This window comes from Flavobacterium flavipigmentatum (assembly GCF_020911905.1).
Taxonomy (GTDB): Bacteria; Bacteroidota; Bacteroidia; order Flavobacteriales; family Flavobacteriaceae; genus Flavobacterium; species Flavobacterium flavipigmentatum.
The window spans coordinates 1277197-1296710 of sequence record NZ_CP087133.1 but is presented as its reverse complement, the minus strand read 5'-3'; the positions used below and the strand labels follow the sequence as shown (position 1 = coordinate 1296710).

General features: G+C 32.4%; 13 protein-coding genes. 10 read left to right on the top strand and 3 right to left on the bottom strand.

Annotated elements, in window-relative coordinates; genetic code table 11:
• The first annotated feature begins 20 nt into the window (after positions 1 to 20).
• The 8 genes from LNP22_RS06020 to LNP22_RS05985 all read left to right on the top strand — a co-directional run bounded on the left by LNP22_RS06020 (position 21) and on the right by LNP22_RS05985 (position 9642).
• Entirely contained in the window at positions 21 to 1601 is a 1581-nt protein-coding gene (locus tag LNP22_RS06020; protein WP_229975771.1) for a delta-60 repeat domain-containing protein, read from the top strand.
• Between the two features lie 179 nt (positions 1602 to 1780).
• Entirely contained in the window at positions 1781 to 2344 is a 564-nt protein-coding gene (locus tag LNP22_RS06015) for a hypothetical protein (RefSeq protein WP_229975770.1), read from the top strand.
• 192 nt (positions 2345 to 2536) lie between these two features.
• Positions 2537 to 3049, top strand: coding sequence for a hypothetical protein (locus tag LNP22_RS06010; RefSeq protein ID WP_229975769.1), 513 nt, complete (start codon positions 2537 to 2539; stop codon positions 3047 to 3049).
• A gap of 145 nt (positions 3050 to 3194) precedes the next feature.
• Complete coding sequence (locus LNP22_RS06005; protein ID WP_229975768.1) at positions 3195 to 4169, top strand: hypothetical protein; 975 nt, start codon at positions 3195 to 3197, stop codon at positions 4167 to 4169.
• 57 nt (positions 4170 to 4226) lie between these two features.
• A complete protein-coding gene (locus tag LNP22_RS06000) occupies positions 4227 to 4967 on the top strand; it encodes a DUF4919 domain-containing protein (RefSeq protein WP_229975767.1) in 741 nt (246 codons plus the stop codon).
• Between the two features lie 177 nt (positions 4968 to 5144).
• Positions 5145 to 5492 (top strand): hypothetical protein, encoded by a 348-nt coding sequence (locus LNP22_RS05995; RefSeq protein ID WP_229975766.1) that lies wholly within the window; start codon positions 5145 to 5147, stop codon positions 5490 to 5492.
• Positions 5493 to 6617: 1125 nt separating this feature from the next.
• On the top strand, positions 6618 to 7535 hold the full coding sequence (locus LNP22_RS05990; protein WP_229975765.1) for a HamA C-terminal domain-containing protein: 918 nt from the start codon (positions 6618 to 6620) through the stop codon (positions 7533 to 7535).
• Position 7536: 1 nt separating this feature from the next.
• Positions 7537 to 9642, top strand: coding sequence for a DEAD/DEAH box helicase (locus LNP22_RS05985; RefSeq protein WP_229975764.1), 2106 nt, complete (start codon positions 7537 to 7539; stop codon positions 9640 to 9642).
• Between the two features lie 165 nt (positions 9643 to 9807).
• Here LNP22_RS05985 and mfd read toward each other — a convergent pair whose 3' ends face one another.
• A complete protein-coding gene (gene mfd, locus LNP22_RS05980; protein ID WP_229975763.1) occupies positions 9808 to 13173 on the bottom strand; it encodes a transcription-repair coupling factor in 3366 nt (1121 codons plus the stop codon).
• Positions 13166 to 13771 (bottom strand): hypothetical protein, encoded by a 606-nt coding sequence (locus LNP22_RS05975; RefSeq protein ID WP_229975762.1) that lies wholly within the window; start codon positions 13769 to 13771, stop codon positions 13166 to 13168. Before LNP22_RS05975 ends, mfd begins: the two co-directional genes overlap by 8 nt.
• Before the next feature lie 316 nt (positions 13772 to 14087).
• Here LNP22_RS05975 and LNP22_RS05970 point away from each other — a divergent pair, with 316 nt between their 5' ends.
• Together LNP22_RS05970 and LNP22_RS05965 are read left to right on the top strand one after the other, a co-directional pair.
• A complete protein-coding gene (locus LNP22_RS05970) occupies positions 14088 to 15026 on the top strand; it encodes an L-threonine 3-dehydrogenase (RefSeq protein ID WP_210665434.1) in 939 nt (312 codons plus the stop codon).
• Positions 15027 to 15216: 190 nt separating this feature from the next.
• A complete protein-coding gene (locus LNP22_RS05965; protein ID WP_229975761.1) occupies positions 15217 to 16416 on the top strand; it encodes a DUF418 domain-containing protein in 1200 nt (399 codons plus the stop codon).
• A gap of 224 nt (positions 16417 to 16640) precedes the next feature.
• On the opposite strand, the gene LNP22_RS05960 is transcribed toward LNP22_RS05965, so the two are convergent.
• The gene (locus LNP22_RS05960; protein WP_229975760.1) at positions 16641 to 19463 is read right to left on the bottom strand and encodes a DUF2135 domain-containing protein; all 2823 of its coding nucleotides are present in this window, start codon (positions 19461 to 19463) and stop codon (positions 16641 to 16643) included.
• Positions 19464 to 19514: the final 51 nt, after the last annotated feature.

Genomic DNA, 19514 nt, shown 5'->3' with positions numbered 1-19514 from the left:
AAATTTAAATAATCTAAAAAATGAAAAACATTACAAAAAATTTAATTATACTTTTTACAAATTTATTAATATCAAATATTTTATATAGTCAAAATGGTTCATTAGATACTACTTTTGGAATTTTAGGAAAAACATCAAATAATTTTGGACAAAATAACCAAGCTTATGATTCAAAAATTCAAAATGATGGAAAAATAATTGTTGTTGGAAATACTTATTCGATTGCTCCAGGATCCTCATTTCTGGTAACTAGGTATTTAACAAATGGAGACTTGGATGTTTCTTTTGGAGATTCTGGCTATGTTACAACATTAGTCGGAGACCATTGTAGTGCGAGCAGTGTTTCACTACAAAACGATGGTAAAATTGTAGTTGCCGGTACAACTTTTACACAATCTGGAAATATTACTGATTCTGATATCATGATTGTTAGATATAATAATGATGGAAAATTAGATTTAACTTTTGGGATAAATGGTATAAAAATTCTAAAGTTGAATTATTCACAAACAATAAATTCAATATTGATTCAGAGCAATGGTAATATTATAGTTGGAGGAGGATTTACTTTAATGACTAACCCAAATCAAGATACATTTGGATTGGCAAGATTAACTCCAAATGGAACTGTTGACACTACTTTTGGAGTAAATGGTTATGTATACACCCCAAACATATACAGAGGTGAAATATTAGATATGAAATTTATTGACAACGAAGATATAATTGCTGTTGGCAGAAGACATATTATAAGTAATTACTTAATGGTTAGATATAATTCAAATGGTCAAGTAATTAATTCTTTTGGCAATAATAATAATGGTATTGTAGAAGTGTCATATAATAATATAGCGCAATTGAATAAATGTGTTATCTCTAGCAATAATGAAATTTATGCAGCTGGTAGTACTTATAATAATATTAAGTATAAAGCTTTTATCACAAAATATAATTCAAACGGCATTATTGATAATACGTTTGGAACAAATGGTATAATATTAAGAGATTTTGGAAATACATCAACGGGAGTTTCAATATCAAGCTTTGCAGATGATATATGTTTTGATAATAATAATAATTTAATCGTTGGTTATGGTGTGGGTCCTATAAACGATTACGATTTTGGTTTAGAATCTTTTAATTCTGCAGGCGTGTTAAATAATTCTTTTGGTAAAAATGGATTTTTTACCACCACTTTTGGAGATGGTCATGAATATTTTAGTACAATGTTAATACAATCTGACAATAAAATTGTAATGGCTGGTAATAAAGGGAATCAAGTATTAGCTAGAATAAACAATCAAACTAACTTATCAAATTATTCAATTGACGAGGTTAAAAATATATCGTTTTTCCCAAATCCTTTTAACGGCTTAGATGAAATCTATATTAACATTAATGGTTCAGGCAAAATAAATATTGATTTGTATGATTTAAATGGAAAATTGATTTCAAAATTAATAACAGATAAAATACTTTATGATACTTTAAATGTTGAAAAACTAAATTTATCAAGAATTGATCTTCCAAAAGGAATGTATCTTTTAAAAATAAATCTAAATGATCAAGTTTTTAAAGCAATTAAAATAATTAAAAATTAAAACCATCTACCACCACATGGTAAATCTAATGGCTAGTTGTTCGGTACATTGTTCGTTTCCTTTTCCTAACTTCGCTGGGTCGGCTATGGAAAAAAGCCTTCCATAAGCCGCCATAAGCTCTAGCAAGGAAACGTTGGCAGTAATTTTACAGAACGACCACAGAACTAAAACAACAAGATATGGACATTAACGAATTTAAAGAAAATTGGGGGTTGACCGCAATTCCAACCGAATTAGAGAAACTAATTTACTTTCAAACAAATATCTCTTCTTTTGAAAATTACTCACAAGGTTTTGGAGTATTAATTGACGACAAAACAGGACTTAAAAGTTGGAACAAAGAATCATTATTTATAGACAAATTATTTCCTTTTGCGCAAGCAAATGGTTCGGGTTCTTTTTATGCAATTTGGAATGACGAAACGACGAAACCAATGAACGAAATGCCAATTGTTGTATTTGGTGACGAAGGCGGTGTACATATTGTAGCCGAAAATATTTTGCAACTTCTGCATTTAATAACATTTGACACAGAGATTTCAGTTGATTTTGAAGAAATCTATTTTTATAAAGACGAAGATGATTATGAAGAAAGCGAAGATTTGGATGAATTCTTAAAGTGGTTAAAAGGAGATTATGGGTTAGACCAAATTCAAGAACCTTCTGCTGTCATTAGTTCTGCACAAGAAAAATACAAAGAAGCGTTTGACAAATGGTTTGGACAATATTATGACGCAGAATAAATAAAAATTAGTGCCAAGACACGCTACAAGCAATTTGGGTATTAGGCTTAATTTGAAATTGGTTTTGTATTTGGGATGATTTGCTTCGCCTGTTCGCTATTGCTCGGGTGGTAAATCTGAAAATAAGACTTAATTTAGTCGCAAACCTGCTTATCATCAGAACTTTATACCACATTGTAAAAAAACAAAATCTTGAAATTAAAAGAGATAATAAACGCGAGACAAATAATTGATATTGACACTGCTCCAAATACAGACAATGTTTATACTGGAGTGTGTTTAATAGCAAACTCAGAAATTGTAATGCTTCTTAATTTTGATCAAGAAAATGGAGAGTTTGATGGATTTACAATTGTTCAAAATAGAGACTTTGAGAAATTTAGAATATGGGAAGACGATGAATATTCAGAATTAAAAAATGATAATTCAGAAAATGTAATAGCCACTATTGATCTAAATAGTTTTATAGATTTAGAAACTTCGTTGAAAAACTTAAAATCTAAATTAGTAACAATTTTTACTTATAATGATGAAGACACCTTTTTTGTTGGAAAAGTTTTAGAGGTAAATAATGATTCTGTTGAATTACATTTGATTACTCAAGATGCCAAATGGAGTGATGTTGAATCTTTTAAACTCAATGACATTAGCTATTTAGGATTTGAAACTTCATACGAAAAAGAAATAGAAAAAAACGTAACATAACAGCTCCAACAAATTTGAGCAATTGGCTTAATGGAAAGTTGTTTTGTATTTGGAAGATTTGACAAATCCGAAGAATGAACTTGATTTAGTCTAAAACCCGCTGTAGTAGAGGGAAGTTACCAGCAATAATACAAGAAAATAAGTAATGAAAACACCAAAATTATTAATATTAATTTTTCTATTATTAGGAGAATATGTAAATGCTCAAAATAAAATTGACCAATTTTTTAAAATAAAAATAGAACAATCTCTAATTTCGAGAGGGGATAATTTTCCGGATTTTAGAATAGAAAAAGACAGTTTGGACGTGTTTTTATTTACACTTCATAAAGGTTATACTCCAAATGACTTTCAAAACTTTACAAAGTTTAAAGACGAAAAAATGTCAAATCTAATTTCCTTATTAAAATCCAAAAATTGGCTTCATCAAATAAATAATCAATACAAGCCAACAGTTTTCATTGCCGACTCAAAAGATGGAAAATTACTTTATAAATATGCAAAACCCATTTCTAAAAAAATTACAAAATCAATAACTAAAAATTTATCTGAAATAAAATCACAATTTGACAAAACGGAAATTTCAAAAAAACAAAATTTTCAAAAATGGTCATTTCTGATTTTAAGTGATGTTTTATTAGATTCTTGGCAAATTGATAACGTTGAAAAAGATTTTCTTAAGCAAGAAGATAGACCTTTAAGACATGGAAATCATTATTATTACAAAATCAGCGAAAATACAAATCCACAAATAGAATCTTTTGGGATTTATGGCAATCAATCTCAAAAAAGTGGAGATAGATATAATAGCGTCTATGGAAATAACAGACTTAATTTAAGAATATCTTCATCTGAAAATCTAATTTCAAGATCAGACAACAAAATTTTCGATGAAATGGCTAAAATCTACTTACCTGACTTATTAAAAATTTTAGAAGAAGAAAGAAATTATAGCAAAAAGGTATATGCTAAATTAGGCTATGACAAAGAAATATCTTTTGAAGAATTTTTTATTTGGTGGTATCATTTCATTTATACACAATCAACTGACGAAATGAATAAAAAAGGAATTTTAACAATACCAGCAGATGGAAATTTTGATTATGTAACAGAAGATTAAATAATTACTGCTTGTAGCGCGGGAACTTTATAATCCATTTTAAAACGATACACAACAATGACAAAAATATTTAAAACGTTTGGGCTGATTCTGATTATTACATCGGGACAAATTATGTTTGGACAAACAACATTTAATTACAAAGATGACTTTAAAAAAGTGCTTCTGAAAACGAACGATCTAAATGACAGTCTTTCTTACGAAAAACTATTAAAACGTTTTTATGTAAACGATACTACGATGACCAATTTTGAAGTTTTAGCTTTGTTAATAGGTTTTACTGACAAGAAAGAATATAAACCCTACCAAGACATTAACACAGAAAGAGAAATTTACAATCTTAACGGAGAAAAAAAATATCAAGAAGCACTAGACAAAGGAATAAAATTTATTGAAACACATCCTTTAAGCGTTAAAGTACTTTTTGAAATTGCTTATTCTTATCAAAAACTTGAAAAAGAAGAGAGTGCAAAATTTTATTCTTATAAAGGGCAAAGGATTTTTGAAGCTATGTATTTCAGCGGTGATGGTACGACAATTGAAACACCTGCATTTGCTTTAGGGCCAGCTGATGGACAAGATTTTATTTATAAGGTTGTTGATGCGGACATTGGCACAATGGGTTCCGGTAGAGATAAAAATGGAAACTTCATCGACATACTTGAAGCAAAATTTGAAGATGGTAAAAGAATGAACTTGTATTTTATCATTCAGCACGCAACAGACAAAATGTTTGCTGAAAAAAGTATTGAAGAAGAACTGAAAGAACAAAATAAAAAAAAGAAGACAAATAAATAACCGTTGTGCTCAAAAAAACGGCTTATAACAACTACTACAACGGATTTGAGCAATTGGCTTAATGGACAGTTGGTTTTGTATTTGGAATGATTTGGCATATCCGAAAATAGGCCTTAATTTAGTCCCAAACCCGCTGTAGTGCCAAGACGTTGTAGCCAATTTTAACAAACAATCACAATGAATATTAAAGATGAACTAAAGAATGAGCTGATTTCAAATACTTTTTCAGTTAAATGGAAAGTTCGTAGTGATATTGGGCCTAATTGGATTGGAAGTAACCGAGAAATTTGTTTTTACAAAAACTCGAAACCTATGGATGAAAACCTGACTCATTCTTTTTTAAAAGAATCCTTAATTAAAAAATTAAATATTCCTGAAAAAAGTGAAGACGATACGATTGAAGGTGACGGTGATTTGTTTATGTTAGGTAATGATTTAGTTATAAAGTATACCATTTCATATACAATACCATATGACTATCCTCATAAGTATGAAAACGGAGAAGTTGTTTTAATTTCCGAATAATTAAAGGATCTCAAAATATGATTGGAATAAAATACTATTCGGAATATTTTGAAGTGATAACAGCCCCCTGCTAGCGCGAGCGTCCCGCTCGTGAACACAAAGTATAAAAATAGCAACTCAAAGGCTTTACTCGTCTAGACTAGAAATATAGTACGGTAAGAAATTATGGAGACAATGACCAAACTGTTTTATAAATTGATATTAATTGATGTTGAGAACTTTCACGAGCGGGATGCTCGCGCTAGCAGGGGGAACCCAAATATTCCATCAAGGATTTATTCTATTGTAGAACACAATCAATCTATTCAGAACACTATAAAGAGTGCTACCCAACTTAAAACCTCTTTTGAAATCTGATTCTCAAAAGGCTTTTTTCTAAAGTAAAGGCTTAAAAAACAGGTCGTTTGGGGTTCTAAGCTCCATCGATGGCGTCCTGAACCCCAAATTTGGGGTGTCGAGCCCCATCGATGGGGTTCCAGACGTCAAAAATGAGGTTCCAGACGTCAAATTTGACGTCCTTGGGGGCCAAATTTGGGGTTCCGAACGTCAAATTTGGGGTTCGGAACCCCAACCGAGCACCTCAGAACCCCATCCGAGGGGTTCGGAACCCCAAAATTTAGGTTGTAGACCTAAACGTTTAGGTTCCATCATGAAGTGTTTAGGTGCTGAAGGCAAAGTTTTAGGTTCCCAACCTAAACGTTTAGGTTCCCGACCTAAAGTTTTACGTCTCCATACCTAAAATTTTAGGTTCCCGACCTAAAGTTTTGGGTGCTGCACCTAAAAATTTAGGTAAACAACCCAAACACTTCATGATAGAACCTAAAAACTTCGTGAAAAGACCTAAAAACAGGTATTAATACCTGCTCTCTAGTTTTTATTTAGTGGTATACTTGTCTGAAAATAAATAATCTTCAATTACGGTTTCCCGTAAAGATGATAATTATAGAATGGGGATATTTGTTTTTAGAATGAATGAGGCTTGATGCCTTATATTAAAACGAAAACGTACTATAAAACTGAACTTCGCATATACGCCTTAATTAGGGTAGATTGTCGAATGTTTGTGTCCGGTATATGCTAGTTGGTGGTGATTATAACAGAAATCCTCTGAAACAAGACAATAATATGAAATTTGAAGTAATAGTTAACGACATATTTGATAATCTAAAGTTAGACACAACACTAACACCAACCCAGAACAAAAGAGTTCTTGGACTTATGAACGACTATGAAAACGGAAGTTGGAGATTTGACAAATTTCAAAATTTCATTTGGGATAACATTAAAGAAACTGCATTAAGTCACAGTGAAAGAAAAGCTCTAATTGACAAAGGAGGAGAAGGTTCTGTTTTATCAGAATCCGCTAAAAACTTAAGATTAATTGAAACTACAAATGGTCGTGGTAGTGAAATAGGCGAAATAGTTCTTTATGGAATTATGAAAAATCATTACAAAGCTTTGCCAATTGTACCTAAAATATTTTACAAGCAAAACAAAAATGATGAAGCCAAAGGTGCTGATAGCATTCATATTGTTGTTGAATCTCATGATTCTTTTTCGTTATGGTTTGGAGAATCAAAATTTTACAACAACATTGAAAATGCAAGACTAGATGAAATTGTAAAATCAGTTAATGACTCTATAAGTTTAAATAAATTAAAAAAAGAAAATAGTATAATCACAAATCTGAGCGATATTAACGATTTTGAGGGAATTTCGAATGAGTTGAAAATTAAAATCAAATCAAGTTTGGCTCAAGATGTATCAATTGATAATATAAAACCAATTCTGAATATACCAATCTTGCTATTGTATGAATGTAAAGAAACTAAAAAGCAAAATTCATTAACAGATGAATACAAAAATAAGATAATTGAAATTAATAAGGATAGAGCCACAGCATATTTTAAGAAACAGATTGAAAAATCTAAAGACATTCATCTTTATGAAAAAATAAACTTTCACATTATCCTTTTTCCTGTTGCAGAAAAAGCAAAAATCGTTGATACATTTATTTTAAAAGCTAAAGCTCACCGTGCATAATATGGAAAACAAAATTTTTGAACAATGTCAAATAATCAATGAGTTATTGATAGCTGATAAAGAAAATGATGCAAGACAAGAACTCATTAAACTACTTGATTTTCACGAATCAAATAACATAAGATATACCCCTCTTTTAAACCATCTAATTCGTGAGACAGGTCTTTTTCCTTATCTAGAGCTTGAAACATCAAATTGGGAAGAAAGATTTATTTTTGATGTCTTTAAAGTTGATGTTGGTGAAGATGAGCCACTAACTCTTCATAGAGAACAATCATTGCTTCTTAAACAACTTCTAGAAGGCAAAAATATTGCGGTTAGTGCCCCAACAAGTTTTGGAAAGAGTTTTGTAATTGATGCATTTATCAAAATAAAAAAACCTAAAAATGTTTTGATTATTGTGCCAACAATTGCATTGACTGATGAAACAAGAAGGCGTTTGTATAAAAAATTCGCTTCTGATTATAAAATAATTACTACCACAGAAGTTGAACCAGCAGATAAAAACATTTTTATTTTCCCTCAAGAGAGAGCAATCAGTTATTTAAACAAAGTAGAACGCTTTGACATAATGATAATTGATGAGTTTTATAAAGCGAGTAAAAAGTTTGATAAAGAGCGTTCACCAAGTTTGATAAAGGCAATTATTCAACTTGGAAGTAAATCAGAGCAAAGGTATTTTTTAGCCCCAAACATATCATCTTTAGGAGAAAATCCATTTACAAAAGAAATGGACTTTATAAAACTTGACTTTAATACTGTTTTTCTAGATGTAAAAGAGTTTTATCAAGAAATTGGAAAAGATGAAGAAAAGAAAACTGAAAAACTTATTGAAATTTTAAACGCACAAGACACCAAATCTTTAATTTACGCAGGTACTTACTCAAATATTGATATTATATCAAGCATTATCAATATTCGATTTGAAGAAAAAAATAGTGAACTTCTCAATAATTTTTCAAAGTGGTTATCTAAAAATTATAGTTACAATTGGTCATTAACCAATTCTGTTAGAAGAGGAACAGGTATTCATAATGGTCGGTTACATCGTTCGCTAAGTCAAATCCAAGTAAAGTTGTTTGAAGAAAAAGATGGACTTAATAATATTATCTCAACTTCATCTATAATTGAAGGAGTAAATACGTCTGCTGAAAACGTAATCCTTTGGATGAATAAAAATGGACGATCAGGATTAAATGATTTTACTTATCGCAATATCATTGGTAGAGGTGGTAGAATGTTTAGACATTTTATTGGAAAGATTTATATTTTGGACAAACCACCAACAAGTGAGCAAACGCAATTAGACTTGCCTTTTCCTGAAGAAATATTAGGTGGCTTAGACACAGAAAATGACAGTGGTGTTTTGACAAAAGAACAAGTTGCTAAAATTCAATATTTTCAAGAAGAAATGTCAAATATTTTAGGAGTAGATATTTACAAAAAACTAAAAGACGAAGGTGCTTTTCAATCAAGCGATTCAGAATTTATTAAAGCAATTGCTATAGATATGGTAAGTAATCCAAACGAATGGAATGGGCTTTCCTATTTGAACTCTTCAAACAGGGATGAATGGGACAAAAGCATTTACCGAATTATCAATTTGAAACCTGGTTATTGGGAAACAAAAAGTAGCACTTTTGTTGCTTTTATCAAAATTCTTAGGGATAATTGGTTTAAAAGCATACCTGAATTATTGAAATTATTAGAACCTCATAATGTTGGAATTGATGACTTTTTCAAGTTAGAAAGAAATGTATCATTTAAGTTTTCTTCACTTGTAAAAGACGTAAATACACTTCAAAGAGAAATATTAAAAGGAAAGAACTACGATATTTCTCCATTCGTATCTTATGTATCGCACGCCTTTTTACCCTCTGTTGTTTTTCAACTTGAAGAATATGGACTTCCGAGAATAATTTCAAAGAAAATACATAAATCTAAGATGATTAACTTCTATGATAAAGACCTTACAATACATCAGACAATAGAAATATTCAATGAAATCGGTATTGAAACAATTAAAGAAAAAGTTGACCTTGACGAATTTGACAAATATATTTTGGACTATTTTTTTGACGGAATTAAAACCAATGAGAAAAAATAACGAACCGCCAACACACACTACAAGCAATTTGAGCAATTGCCTAAATAGGAAGTTAGTTTTGCATTTGTGATGATTTGCTTCGCCTGTTCGCTATCGCTCGGGTAAAAGAGATATCAAGACTGATCGCCTTTTGAAACCCAATTGTTCCGCTGCTAAAAAAACAATTTACTCCCCCAACATCTCCATCAATTCTAACGCTCTTTTGGTCGATTTTACATTGTCAAACGTCAATAAAAGTCGCAAACCATTTGGTGTTTGTTTTTCTTTCATAGTGCAAAGGCTGCTTTGTTTTTGTACAAATTGCAACACCTTTCTAAACTTCGAAGATTGGTAATAATCAGATTGCTGATCGGATACAAAATAGCCAATCATTTTGCCTTTTTTCATGACCAGTTTCTCAATTCCGATGTTGGTCGCAATCCATTTGATACGAATGCTGTTCATCAACGCATTGGCGCGCGGAGGCATTGGCCCAAAACGATCGATTAATTTGTTTTGGAAAATCACCAATTCGGCTTCGTTTTTTACAGAACCCAACTCGTTGTACAAACTCAAACGCTCAGTAACATTATTGATATATTCATCAGAAAACAACAACTCAAAATCGGTATCAATTTGTAAATCTTTTACGTATTCCTTTGTTTCAATATTATTTTCTTCGGGATATAAATCTTTAAATTCGTTTTCTTTTAATTCCTCGATGGCTTCGTTCATGATTTTTTGGTAGGTATCAAAGCCAATCTCGTTAATAAATCCGCTTTGTTCTCCGCCTAATAAATCTCCTGCTCCACGAATTTCCAAATCCTTCATCGCAATGTTGAAACCACTGCCCAATTCACTAAATTGTTCCAAAGCCTGAATTCGTTTTCGGGCATCTTCCGTCATTGCAGAATAGGGCGGACAGATAAAATAACAGAATGCTTTTTTATTGCTTCGACCCACTCGCCCACGCATTTGATGCAAATCTGACAATCCGAAATTGTTGGCATTGTTGATGAAAATTGTATTGGCATTAGGCACGTCCAAACCACTTTCGATAATGGTGGTGGCCACCAAAACATCAAAATCACCGTTCATGAAGCCCAACATCAATTCTTCGAGTTTGGCGCCTTCCATTTGTCCGTGACCAATTCCGACTCTCGCATTGGGTACCAAACGCTGAATCATTCCTGCCACTTCTTTTATGTTTTCGATACGGTTATTGATAAAGAAAACCTGTCCGTTACGCTGAATTTCATACGAAATCGCATCACGAATTACTTCTTCATTAAAACTAACCACATTGGTTTCGATAGGATAACGATTCGGCGGAGGCGTTGTAATTACAGATAAATCGCGCGCTGCCATCAAAGAAAACTGAAGTGTTCTCGGGATTGGCGTTGCCGTCAAGGTTAGTGTATCTACATTTGCCGCAATGGTTTTAAGTTTGTCTTTTACGTTTACTCCAAACTTTTGTTCTTCATCCACAATCAACAAACCAAGGTCTTTAAAAACGACATTTTTGTTGACCAATTGATGCGTTCCGATGACAATATCAAGTTTTCCTTCGGCTAAATCTTTTAAGGTTTGCGCTTTTTGTTTGGCGGTTCTAAATCGGTTTAAATAACCAACAGAAACCGGCATGTCTTTTAATCTTTCCGTAAAAGTTCTGTAATGCTGGTACGCCAAAATCGTGGTCGGAACCAAAACGGCAACTTGTTTGCTATTATCGACAGCCTTAAAAGCAGCACGAATAGCAACTTCTGTTTTCCCGAAACCTACATCGCCGCAAACCAGGCGATCCATTGGGCGATCGCTTTCCATGTCGGCTTTTACTTCTTGTGTAGATTTGGTTTGATCCGGTGTGTCTTCGTAAATAAATGAACTTTCGAGCTCGTTTTGCAAATAACTATCTGGCGCAAACTGAAAACCTTTTTCAAGGCGGCGTTTTGCATACAACTGAATCAAATTGAAGGCAATGTGTTTGACGCGTGCTTTGGTTTTTTGTTTTAAAATCTTCCAGGCATTCGAACCTAATTTGTAGATTTTAGGCGGCGTTCCGTCTTTTCCGTTGTATTTTGAAATTTTATGAAGCGAATGAATGCTAACATACACAATATCATTATCGGCATACACCAATTTGATGGCTTCCTGAGTTTTGCCTTCCACCTGAATTTTTTGCAAGCCTCCAAACTTACCAATTCCGTGATCGATGTGTGTTACATAATCGCCAACCGAAAGCGCAGTAAGCTCTTTTAGCGTGATATTGTGCTTTTTTGAATAGCCGTTCTTTATATTAAATTTATGGTACCGCTCAAAAATCTGATGATCGGTGTAGGCTGTAATTTGATTTTCTTCGTCAACAAAACCTTGGTACAAAGGCAATACGACGGTGTGATATTGTTTTCGGATGTTCTCTGAATTGGCTTCGTCTAAAGTCTCGAAAATATCATGAAAACGCTTTGCCTGTGCTTCATTCGAACAAAATAAATAATTTTTAAAACCGTTAAAATGATTCTCGCTCAAATTATTCAATAACAAATCAAATTGTTTGTTGAAGGAAGGCTGTGGCTGAATGTGAAAATCAAATTTTTTGGTTGTTCTGAAGATGGGTTTACACGCCAGTTCGACAATAGAAAAATCTAAAGCGCGTTTGATAAACGACGTTTGATTTAAGAACAATTGTTCTGGTGTCGCGTGTTTTATTTCTCCCGATAGTTTCGCAAAAGCTTCTTCGGCTCTTGCAAATTGTTTGTCTAACTGACTAAAAAGACCGTCGGTATTTTGAATAAAAATAACTGTTTTCTCAGAAATATAATCTAAGAAACTTTCGCGGTTTTCCTGAAATATTTTGTTTTCGACATTGGGGATAATCGTAATTTTTTTATGTGTTTCGACAGACAATTGCGTCTCAACATCAAAACTTCTGATACTGTCTACTTCATTTCCGAAGAATTCAATTCGGTACGGATGATCATTCGAAAAAGAGAAAACATCGACAATTCCTCCACGAACTGAAAATTCGCCCGGTTCTGTAATAAAATCGACTCTTTTAAATTCATATTCAAACAAAACTTCATTGATAAAATCGATCGAAATCTTGTCATTCAGCGCCACTTTTAAAGTGTTTTTGTCCAATTGCTGACGGGTAACGACTTTTTCAAAAAGAGCTTCTGGATACGTGACTATAATCGCTGGTTTTTTACGCGAATTTATTCGGTTTAAAACCTCAGCACGAAGCAAAACATTAGCGTTATCCGTTTCTTCTATTTCGTAAGGACGACGAAACGAGCCCGGATAAAACAAAACATCCTGTTCTCCTATCATTTGTTCCAAATCGTTCAAATAATAAGCAGCTTCTTCTTTATTGTCTAAAACGACCAAAAAAGGCAATTCGGCTTTCTTAAAAACCGCACGAATTATAAATGAAAATGCAGATCCCAACAAACCGTTAAGATGCATTTTTACAGAACTTTCTTCTAGTAATTGTGTGGCAATTTGCTGTGTTTTAGGCAAATTATCATACATCGAATATAAGGCGTTTTTACTCAACTTGTAAATTTTTATCTAAAGGTGCAGGTGTATTCGGAATTGCGCGGGTTGTGTCTAACATTCTCAAGAAATCAGCTTCTCCTTCTTCTTTAGGAATTTTACTTTTCTCGACAATTTTGTCCATTTGTCTTTCTAAAGAAACCAATTCTTTGTTGATTTCACCAATTAAAAAAGTTACTTTTTCGTCTGGAATTCTGTCTAAATGAAGAAACAAATCCATCATTTTGACTTTGGTAATCAAAATCGAAATCCTGCTTTTTATCTGTGGAATATTAAACTCGGGAGGAATATTCTCGTTTAATGCCATTGCTTTTTTGGCAATCGCAGTCGATTTTTTCTGAAAAGCACCAATTGTTTTTCTTGGTTTATCATCAAGTTCTTTTAAAAATTCACGCCATTCGTTCCAGGTTTTTACTTTTTGCTCCGAAACTTCATTGATCGGTTCGTCAATAAAAACCCAGCCTTTATTGATGTTATTAAAAATCACTTCCTTTTTTTTGGCTTCTTTTGCGTTTTCAGCAAGACGTTTTGCGTTTTCATTCTGACACGAATTCAGTGCAAAAACAAAAAGCAGCAAAAGAGATATTTTATATTTCATTAGACAAAACATTAAGCTACAAAGTTACAAAGTAAATTTACAATTACGAATGCTGTTTTTTGCCAAAGATTCTATAAATCAAGATTGTTTTTTTGCCATTCATAAAAAAAATTAATAGTAATTATTTTTACAGACAAGACATTAAAAATCATTTTGATCTTTGACATCTGTGGCTCAACTTTTTTTTGGAATAATTATAAAGCTAGCTAATAATCCAAAAAACAAAGTTCATTATTGTTAATTTTATAAATTTAGTCTCTAAAAAGTAAAATTATTTACGAAACCGTTATATTTGCAGTATTAAAACCCTCTCAAAATGAATCCAAAAATATTGATAATTGGTGCTTGCGGTCAAATTGGTACAGAACTGACACAAAAGCTACGCAAGTTGTACGGAACAGAAAATGTAATTGCTTCTGATATCCGAAAATTAAACACTGAGGTTGTCAATTCTGGTCCGTTTGAAGTGGTTAATGCTTTGGATTTTAATCAAATTGAGCATCTTGTCGAATTGCATCAAATTACAGATATTTATTTGATGGCGGCTCTTTTATCGGCTACAGCCGAAAAAAATCCTGCTTTTGCTTGGGATCTGAATATGAATTCTCTTTTCCACGTTTTGAATTTAGCGAAAGCAAAAAAAATAAAAAAAATATTCTGGCCTTCCAGTATTGCCGTTTTTGGGCCCACAACTCCGAAAGAAAATACGCCTCAATATACCATAATGGAGCCTTCGACAGTGTACGGAATTAGTAAACAAGCCGGCGAAAGATGGTGCGAATACTACCATAATATCTATGGAGTTGATGTGCGCAGCATTCGCTATCCGGGCTTGATCAGCTGGTCAACACCTCCAGGCGGCGGAACGACAGATTATGCTGTCGATATTTTTTACAAAGCGATTGCCGATAAAAAATACGAATGCTTTTTATCTTCAGAAACCAAAATGCCGATGATGTATATGGATGATGCGATTGAAGCAACGATTAGTATTATGAAAGCACCGGCCGAAGAAATCAAAATACATTCTTCTTATAATTTGGCTGCAATGAGTTTTACGCCAACAGAAATTGCTGCTGAGATTCAAAAACATATTCCTGAATTTGAAATCACTTATAATCCTGATTTCCGTCAGAAAATTGCCGATAGCTGGCCTGCAAGTATTGATGATACAGAAGCCAGAAAAGATTGGGGCTGGAAACATACTTTTGATTTGGAATCGATGACCAAAGACATGTTGGAACATTTGGGGTAACCTAAATTCTGAGATAATTTAAAGCGTGTTATTTTAAAAGGTAGACTTTTAGAATAACACGCTTTTTTTGTGCTACATATTTGTAAGATAAAAATAGTTGCTTTTATAATTTTATTACATTTGGACACTTTAGAATAATTTTGAATATATCTAAAATCATCAATCAAATCACAACAAAAAAGTTAATCCAATGACAAATTCTTATCATCCTGTCGAACAAAGCAAAAGAACTGCGATTGTCGACATCCTTCGCGGCTGGGCAATTCTGGGCGTTGCAATTGGCAATTATTCCGATTTTTTATTTATTGGTGCGCCTCACAAAATCAAACACAGTATTTTATCTGAAATACTTATGACTTTTAATCGCTATTTTTTCGCCGCAAAATCCTGGACATTATTAACGCTTTTATTTGGTTATGGCTTCGCTATTTTAATTAATAATGTTGCTAGTAAAGGTAAAAATCCTGTCACTTTTTTTGCTTGGAGAATGATTTTACTTTTTGGCTTGGCTTTTATTAATTCCGCTTTTTGGCTTGGCGACATCTTAAAAGATTACGCCTTTTTAGGTCTTGTAATGTTACTCTTTTACAAATGCTCTGCCAAAACATTAGCGATAATTTCTGGCATTCTTGTCCTTATCATTCCTTTTGTGATGGCTTATGCCAATGGCTTTGAAGTCGAACATCCCGAAATTGCAACAAATCCTGAATATTTGAAATTATATCATTCTGGAAATTGGCTAGAATTTTTTAGATTTAATTTACTCGCTTCTTTTTATGAACAAATCATTATTCCGGGTTATGCTATTACTGCGCATATTGTAATGTTTGCGTGCATGCTGTTTGGATTTTTACTTCAAAAAATAGACTTTTTTAATCGTTTAAACGAATTCAAAATGATAATAAAACGCACACTTTGGATTAGTTTGGTTACCGCTATAACTATTGGCGTTTGTTTTAATCTCATCATTTTGTACAAAGAAGTTGCTGTTTTTAAAATCTTTCACCCACTATATTGGCTCGTTCTAAGTAGTATGATTTTTATAGCTACGGGAATTTGTTTATTGTATAGTAATGGCAAGCTTAAAACGATTTTCAGTTATTTTAGTGCTGGCGGAAAAATGACATTGACCCATTATATTGCTCAAAACATTCTAGCTGCATTTATTTTCTCTGGTATAGGCTTAGGAATTGGTGATACAATGCCATACTGGTTTTATTTTTCATTAGCCATCTTCATCTTTATTATTCAACTATTTATAAGCAAATGGTGGTTATCAAAATATAATTATGGCCCGATAGAATGGTTATGGAGATCGGCAAGCTACAGGGAATGGTTTCCGCTTAAAAAAACCACACCAAAAAATATTACCGCAATAAAAACGACCTAATTTATTTTAGTAAATTGTAAAAAAACAAAAGCCTTTAAAAAAAATTTAAAGGCTTTTTATATGAAGTTTCGTTTTGATTATTTCACTTCAAAAACATTGTTTGCACCTTTTCCTAGCATTATGAAACCAATATTAGCTTTTATAAAGAACTTTTGTGGAGTAGAAAATTTTTAAACAAAAAAAATGCCGAAGCGTTAATCTTCGGCATTTTTATATGCTTTTTTCTAAAATTCAAATTCTCCAATCAGAATTTTGCTATCGTTTTCGCGTTTATTTTCTTTCTGACTTTGGAAAACGGCAATTTTGCGTTCTTGTCTTCCATCAGAATAATACAAATATACTTCGACCATCACTGTTGTTGGCCCGGAAAATATATTCTGTCTCTCTCCGAAAAAATTAGTTTTAATTTTATATTTACCCTTTATCGCTTTTTTTAATAAAAACTGTTCAGGACCAAAACCCTGAGTAAAATCATTACTTAATCGGCCTCCAATTTCTGTAGACTTATGAGAGTATGAGCAATCTTCTCCTCTAGGATCTGTAACCCAAAGATCTATATCTGTGTTGTCTTTATTCCAGTTAATTACAACGCGTATGTCAATTGGTAGATCTGCTTTTAGACGATCATCTATTTTGCTCGCATCTACATTTTTGTTTTGGTTCAGAATATTATTAATTTCCATAATCAAAATCTCCTCTATACCATTGTCTCTTACTGAAATCTCATCGGTGTATTCCTGATAAAGCATTGATTTATATACATTAAGCGCTTCTTGAGGTTTTTTATTGTCAATCAAAGCCAATGCATAATCTCTGTGACTTTGAGAATCGAATGGTCTCCATTCCAGAATTTTTTGGGTTATCCACAATTCTTTTTCATAATAACCTCTCTGTTTTAATAGATAATATATTGTTTTGTACAATTCTTCATTCTCTAAATCAAGCTCTGCTAATGTGCTTAAAACTTTTAAAGAAAGTGCTTTATCTCCTTTTTTGAATAGCAATTTAGAAACATCAAAATAATAAGTAACCTGCTTTTCATATTTTGAACGATTTTCAAGATATTTCTGGTAGATCAATTCGGATGTCTGTAGAGTTTGAAAATCTTTCATATACTCTTCGTTGCTTTCTACATCTATCAACGTTATTTTACCTTTTGATTGTGTTGGTTCCGCACTCAAGTTACTTTCAGCTCTTGCATTAGCAGAACTAAAAACAACACTTTCTTCTAATTGATCTTTATTTGCTGATTCTGCTAACGCCTGATTAGAGATCTTAGGATACTGCTTTTTTTCAACAGGTTTAAACTCAGTATTCCACCAAGTTATCAGTTCGCGAGTTATATCAAAAGATTTGGATAACAGATTTTTTCTTTTTTCTAAAATTTGCTTTTTATTTTGCGAAACAATTTTGTTGTATTCTGATGCTAATTCCTGAGGCGGTGTGATTCTGAAACGTACATAATCATTGACGTCATCTAATACAATAAGACTGGTGTTTTTGCTAACCACCCCAAACTGTTCGCTAAGATTTTTGATTTCATCACGGTTTTGAGTTGAATTGAGTTCAAGATCATTGATTTTTCTTTGTGCCCAAAATTGCGCAATAGGCCATTTATCTACTTGCACAGCGGTATTAAAATCTATAGGCACTTCATATTTCTTGTCCCCTACAGCAAAAATAGCAGTAAGTTTACCCGCATTTGCAGATGTAATTCCAAATATATTGACTGGCTCATTTACTACAGATCCAACATTTGGAAACAACTCCTGAAGAGTTGTGTTTTCTTTAAATCCTAAAAATTTAACAGGCAGTTTGCTATATACTTTGAGTGCAGACGGAGTGTCTAATTCGTTAAGATTGATGAAATTTCCTCCTGATTGTGATGCCAAAAGTTTAAGCAGGTTAAAATCGGAAGTAGGCGTACTTACTATACTGTTTAGTGGTTTTTTGAATTTTAAAGTTAGATCACCAAAATTTGAAATTCCATCAGAAAATAAAAGATACTCTTCTATTTCGGGAATTTCTTTTAATGCACCAAAGTCGGTTCCACCATCATATTTCAAGTTAACAATTCTATTTTTTAATGTGCTCCAGTTTCCTCCAGAAACAGTAAATTGTTCTGCTTTCTCAAGCATATTATTTAAAAGAACAAAAGTTACTGAAATATCTTTGTTACTAGAAAAATAGGCATTAAGAAAGTCAAGTTCTTTTTCAAAGTTTCTTTTTGATCCACTGAATGAATTGTCCCAAATAATAGCGATTTTTTGAGATTTCGGCTTTTCTTTTACAGGAAAATCCATAGAAACACTGGCAGCAAAATAAAACTTATCATCAGAAGCTTTCTGGAACAACACATTTGAAGACTGGTTTGCTTTTGGAATTGCTATTTTAAGACTTTCGTTTGGCGTAAAATTTTCTTTATTTATCTCAGCAATCCATTGGCTTCCCTGCTTCTGAAAAGTAAAACTTCCATCTGGATTTTCCTCAATTTTAGGAGCGATCAGACCTTCATTAATCAACACTTTTAGGCTAAATTTTGGAATACTGACTGCATTGGCAAAGCTTAAAAAATAAAGATACTCTGAACCTAAATTTTTTAGTTCCTGATGATACGTAATTTTAATGGTTCTACTGCCATTCACAGGAATAGGATAAATTCTTGTTCTGAAATTATTCCCAACTACTTTTTCAATAATACCTGGATCTATATTTCTTTTTTCAAGGCTTTCAAATACTTCTTTCGCTCGTTCTTTAGGAACAGGAACTGCATCTCTCAATTTTCCGTTGATATCTAATGCATAGCCGCTTATGCTTACGCCTTCAGGTAACGGAATCGTAAGTTTTCCTTCTAAAATTCTGTTGCTCGGATTGTAAAATGTGTAAATAGCTGTTGTTGTGGCAAGATTCCCCAAAATCTTGGTCTCAATTTTTGCTTCCTGCAGGATCACTGGATGTTTTGTTGGGATTTCTACATCCAAAGTTGGGATTTGCGAAAAAACTGCACTAAATACCATTAATGCACACATAGTAAAAACTTTATTCATATTAAAAAGTGCTTTTTTATTTAATTACAAAAGAGAAAAACTACTAAATTC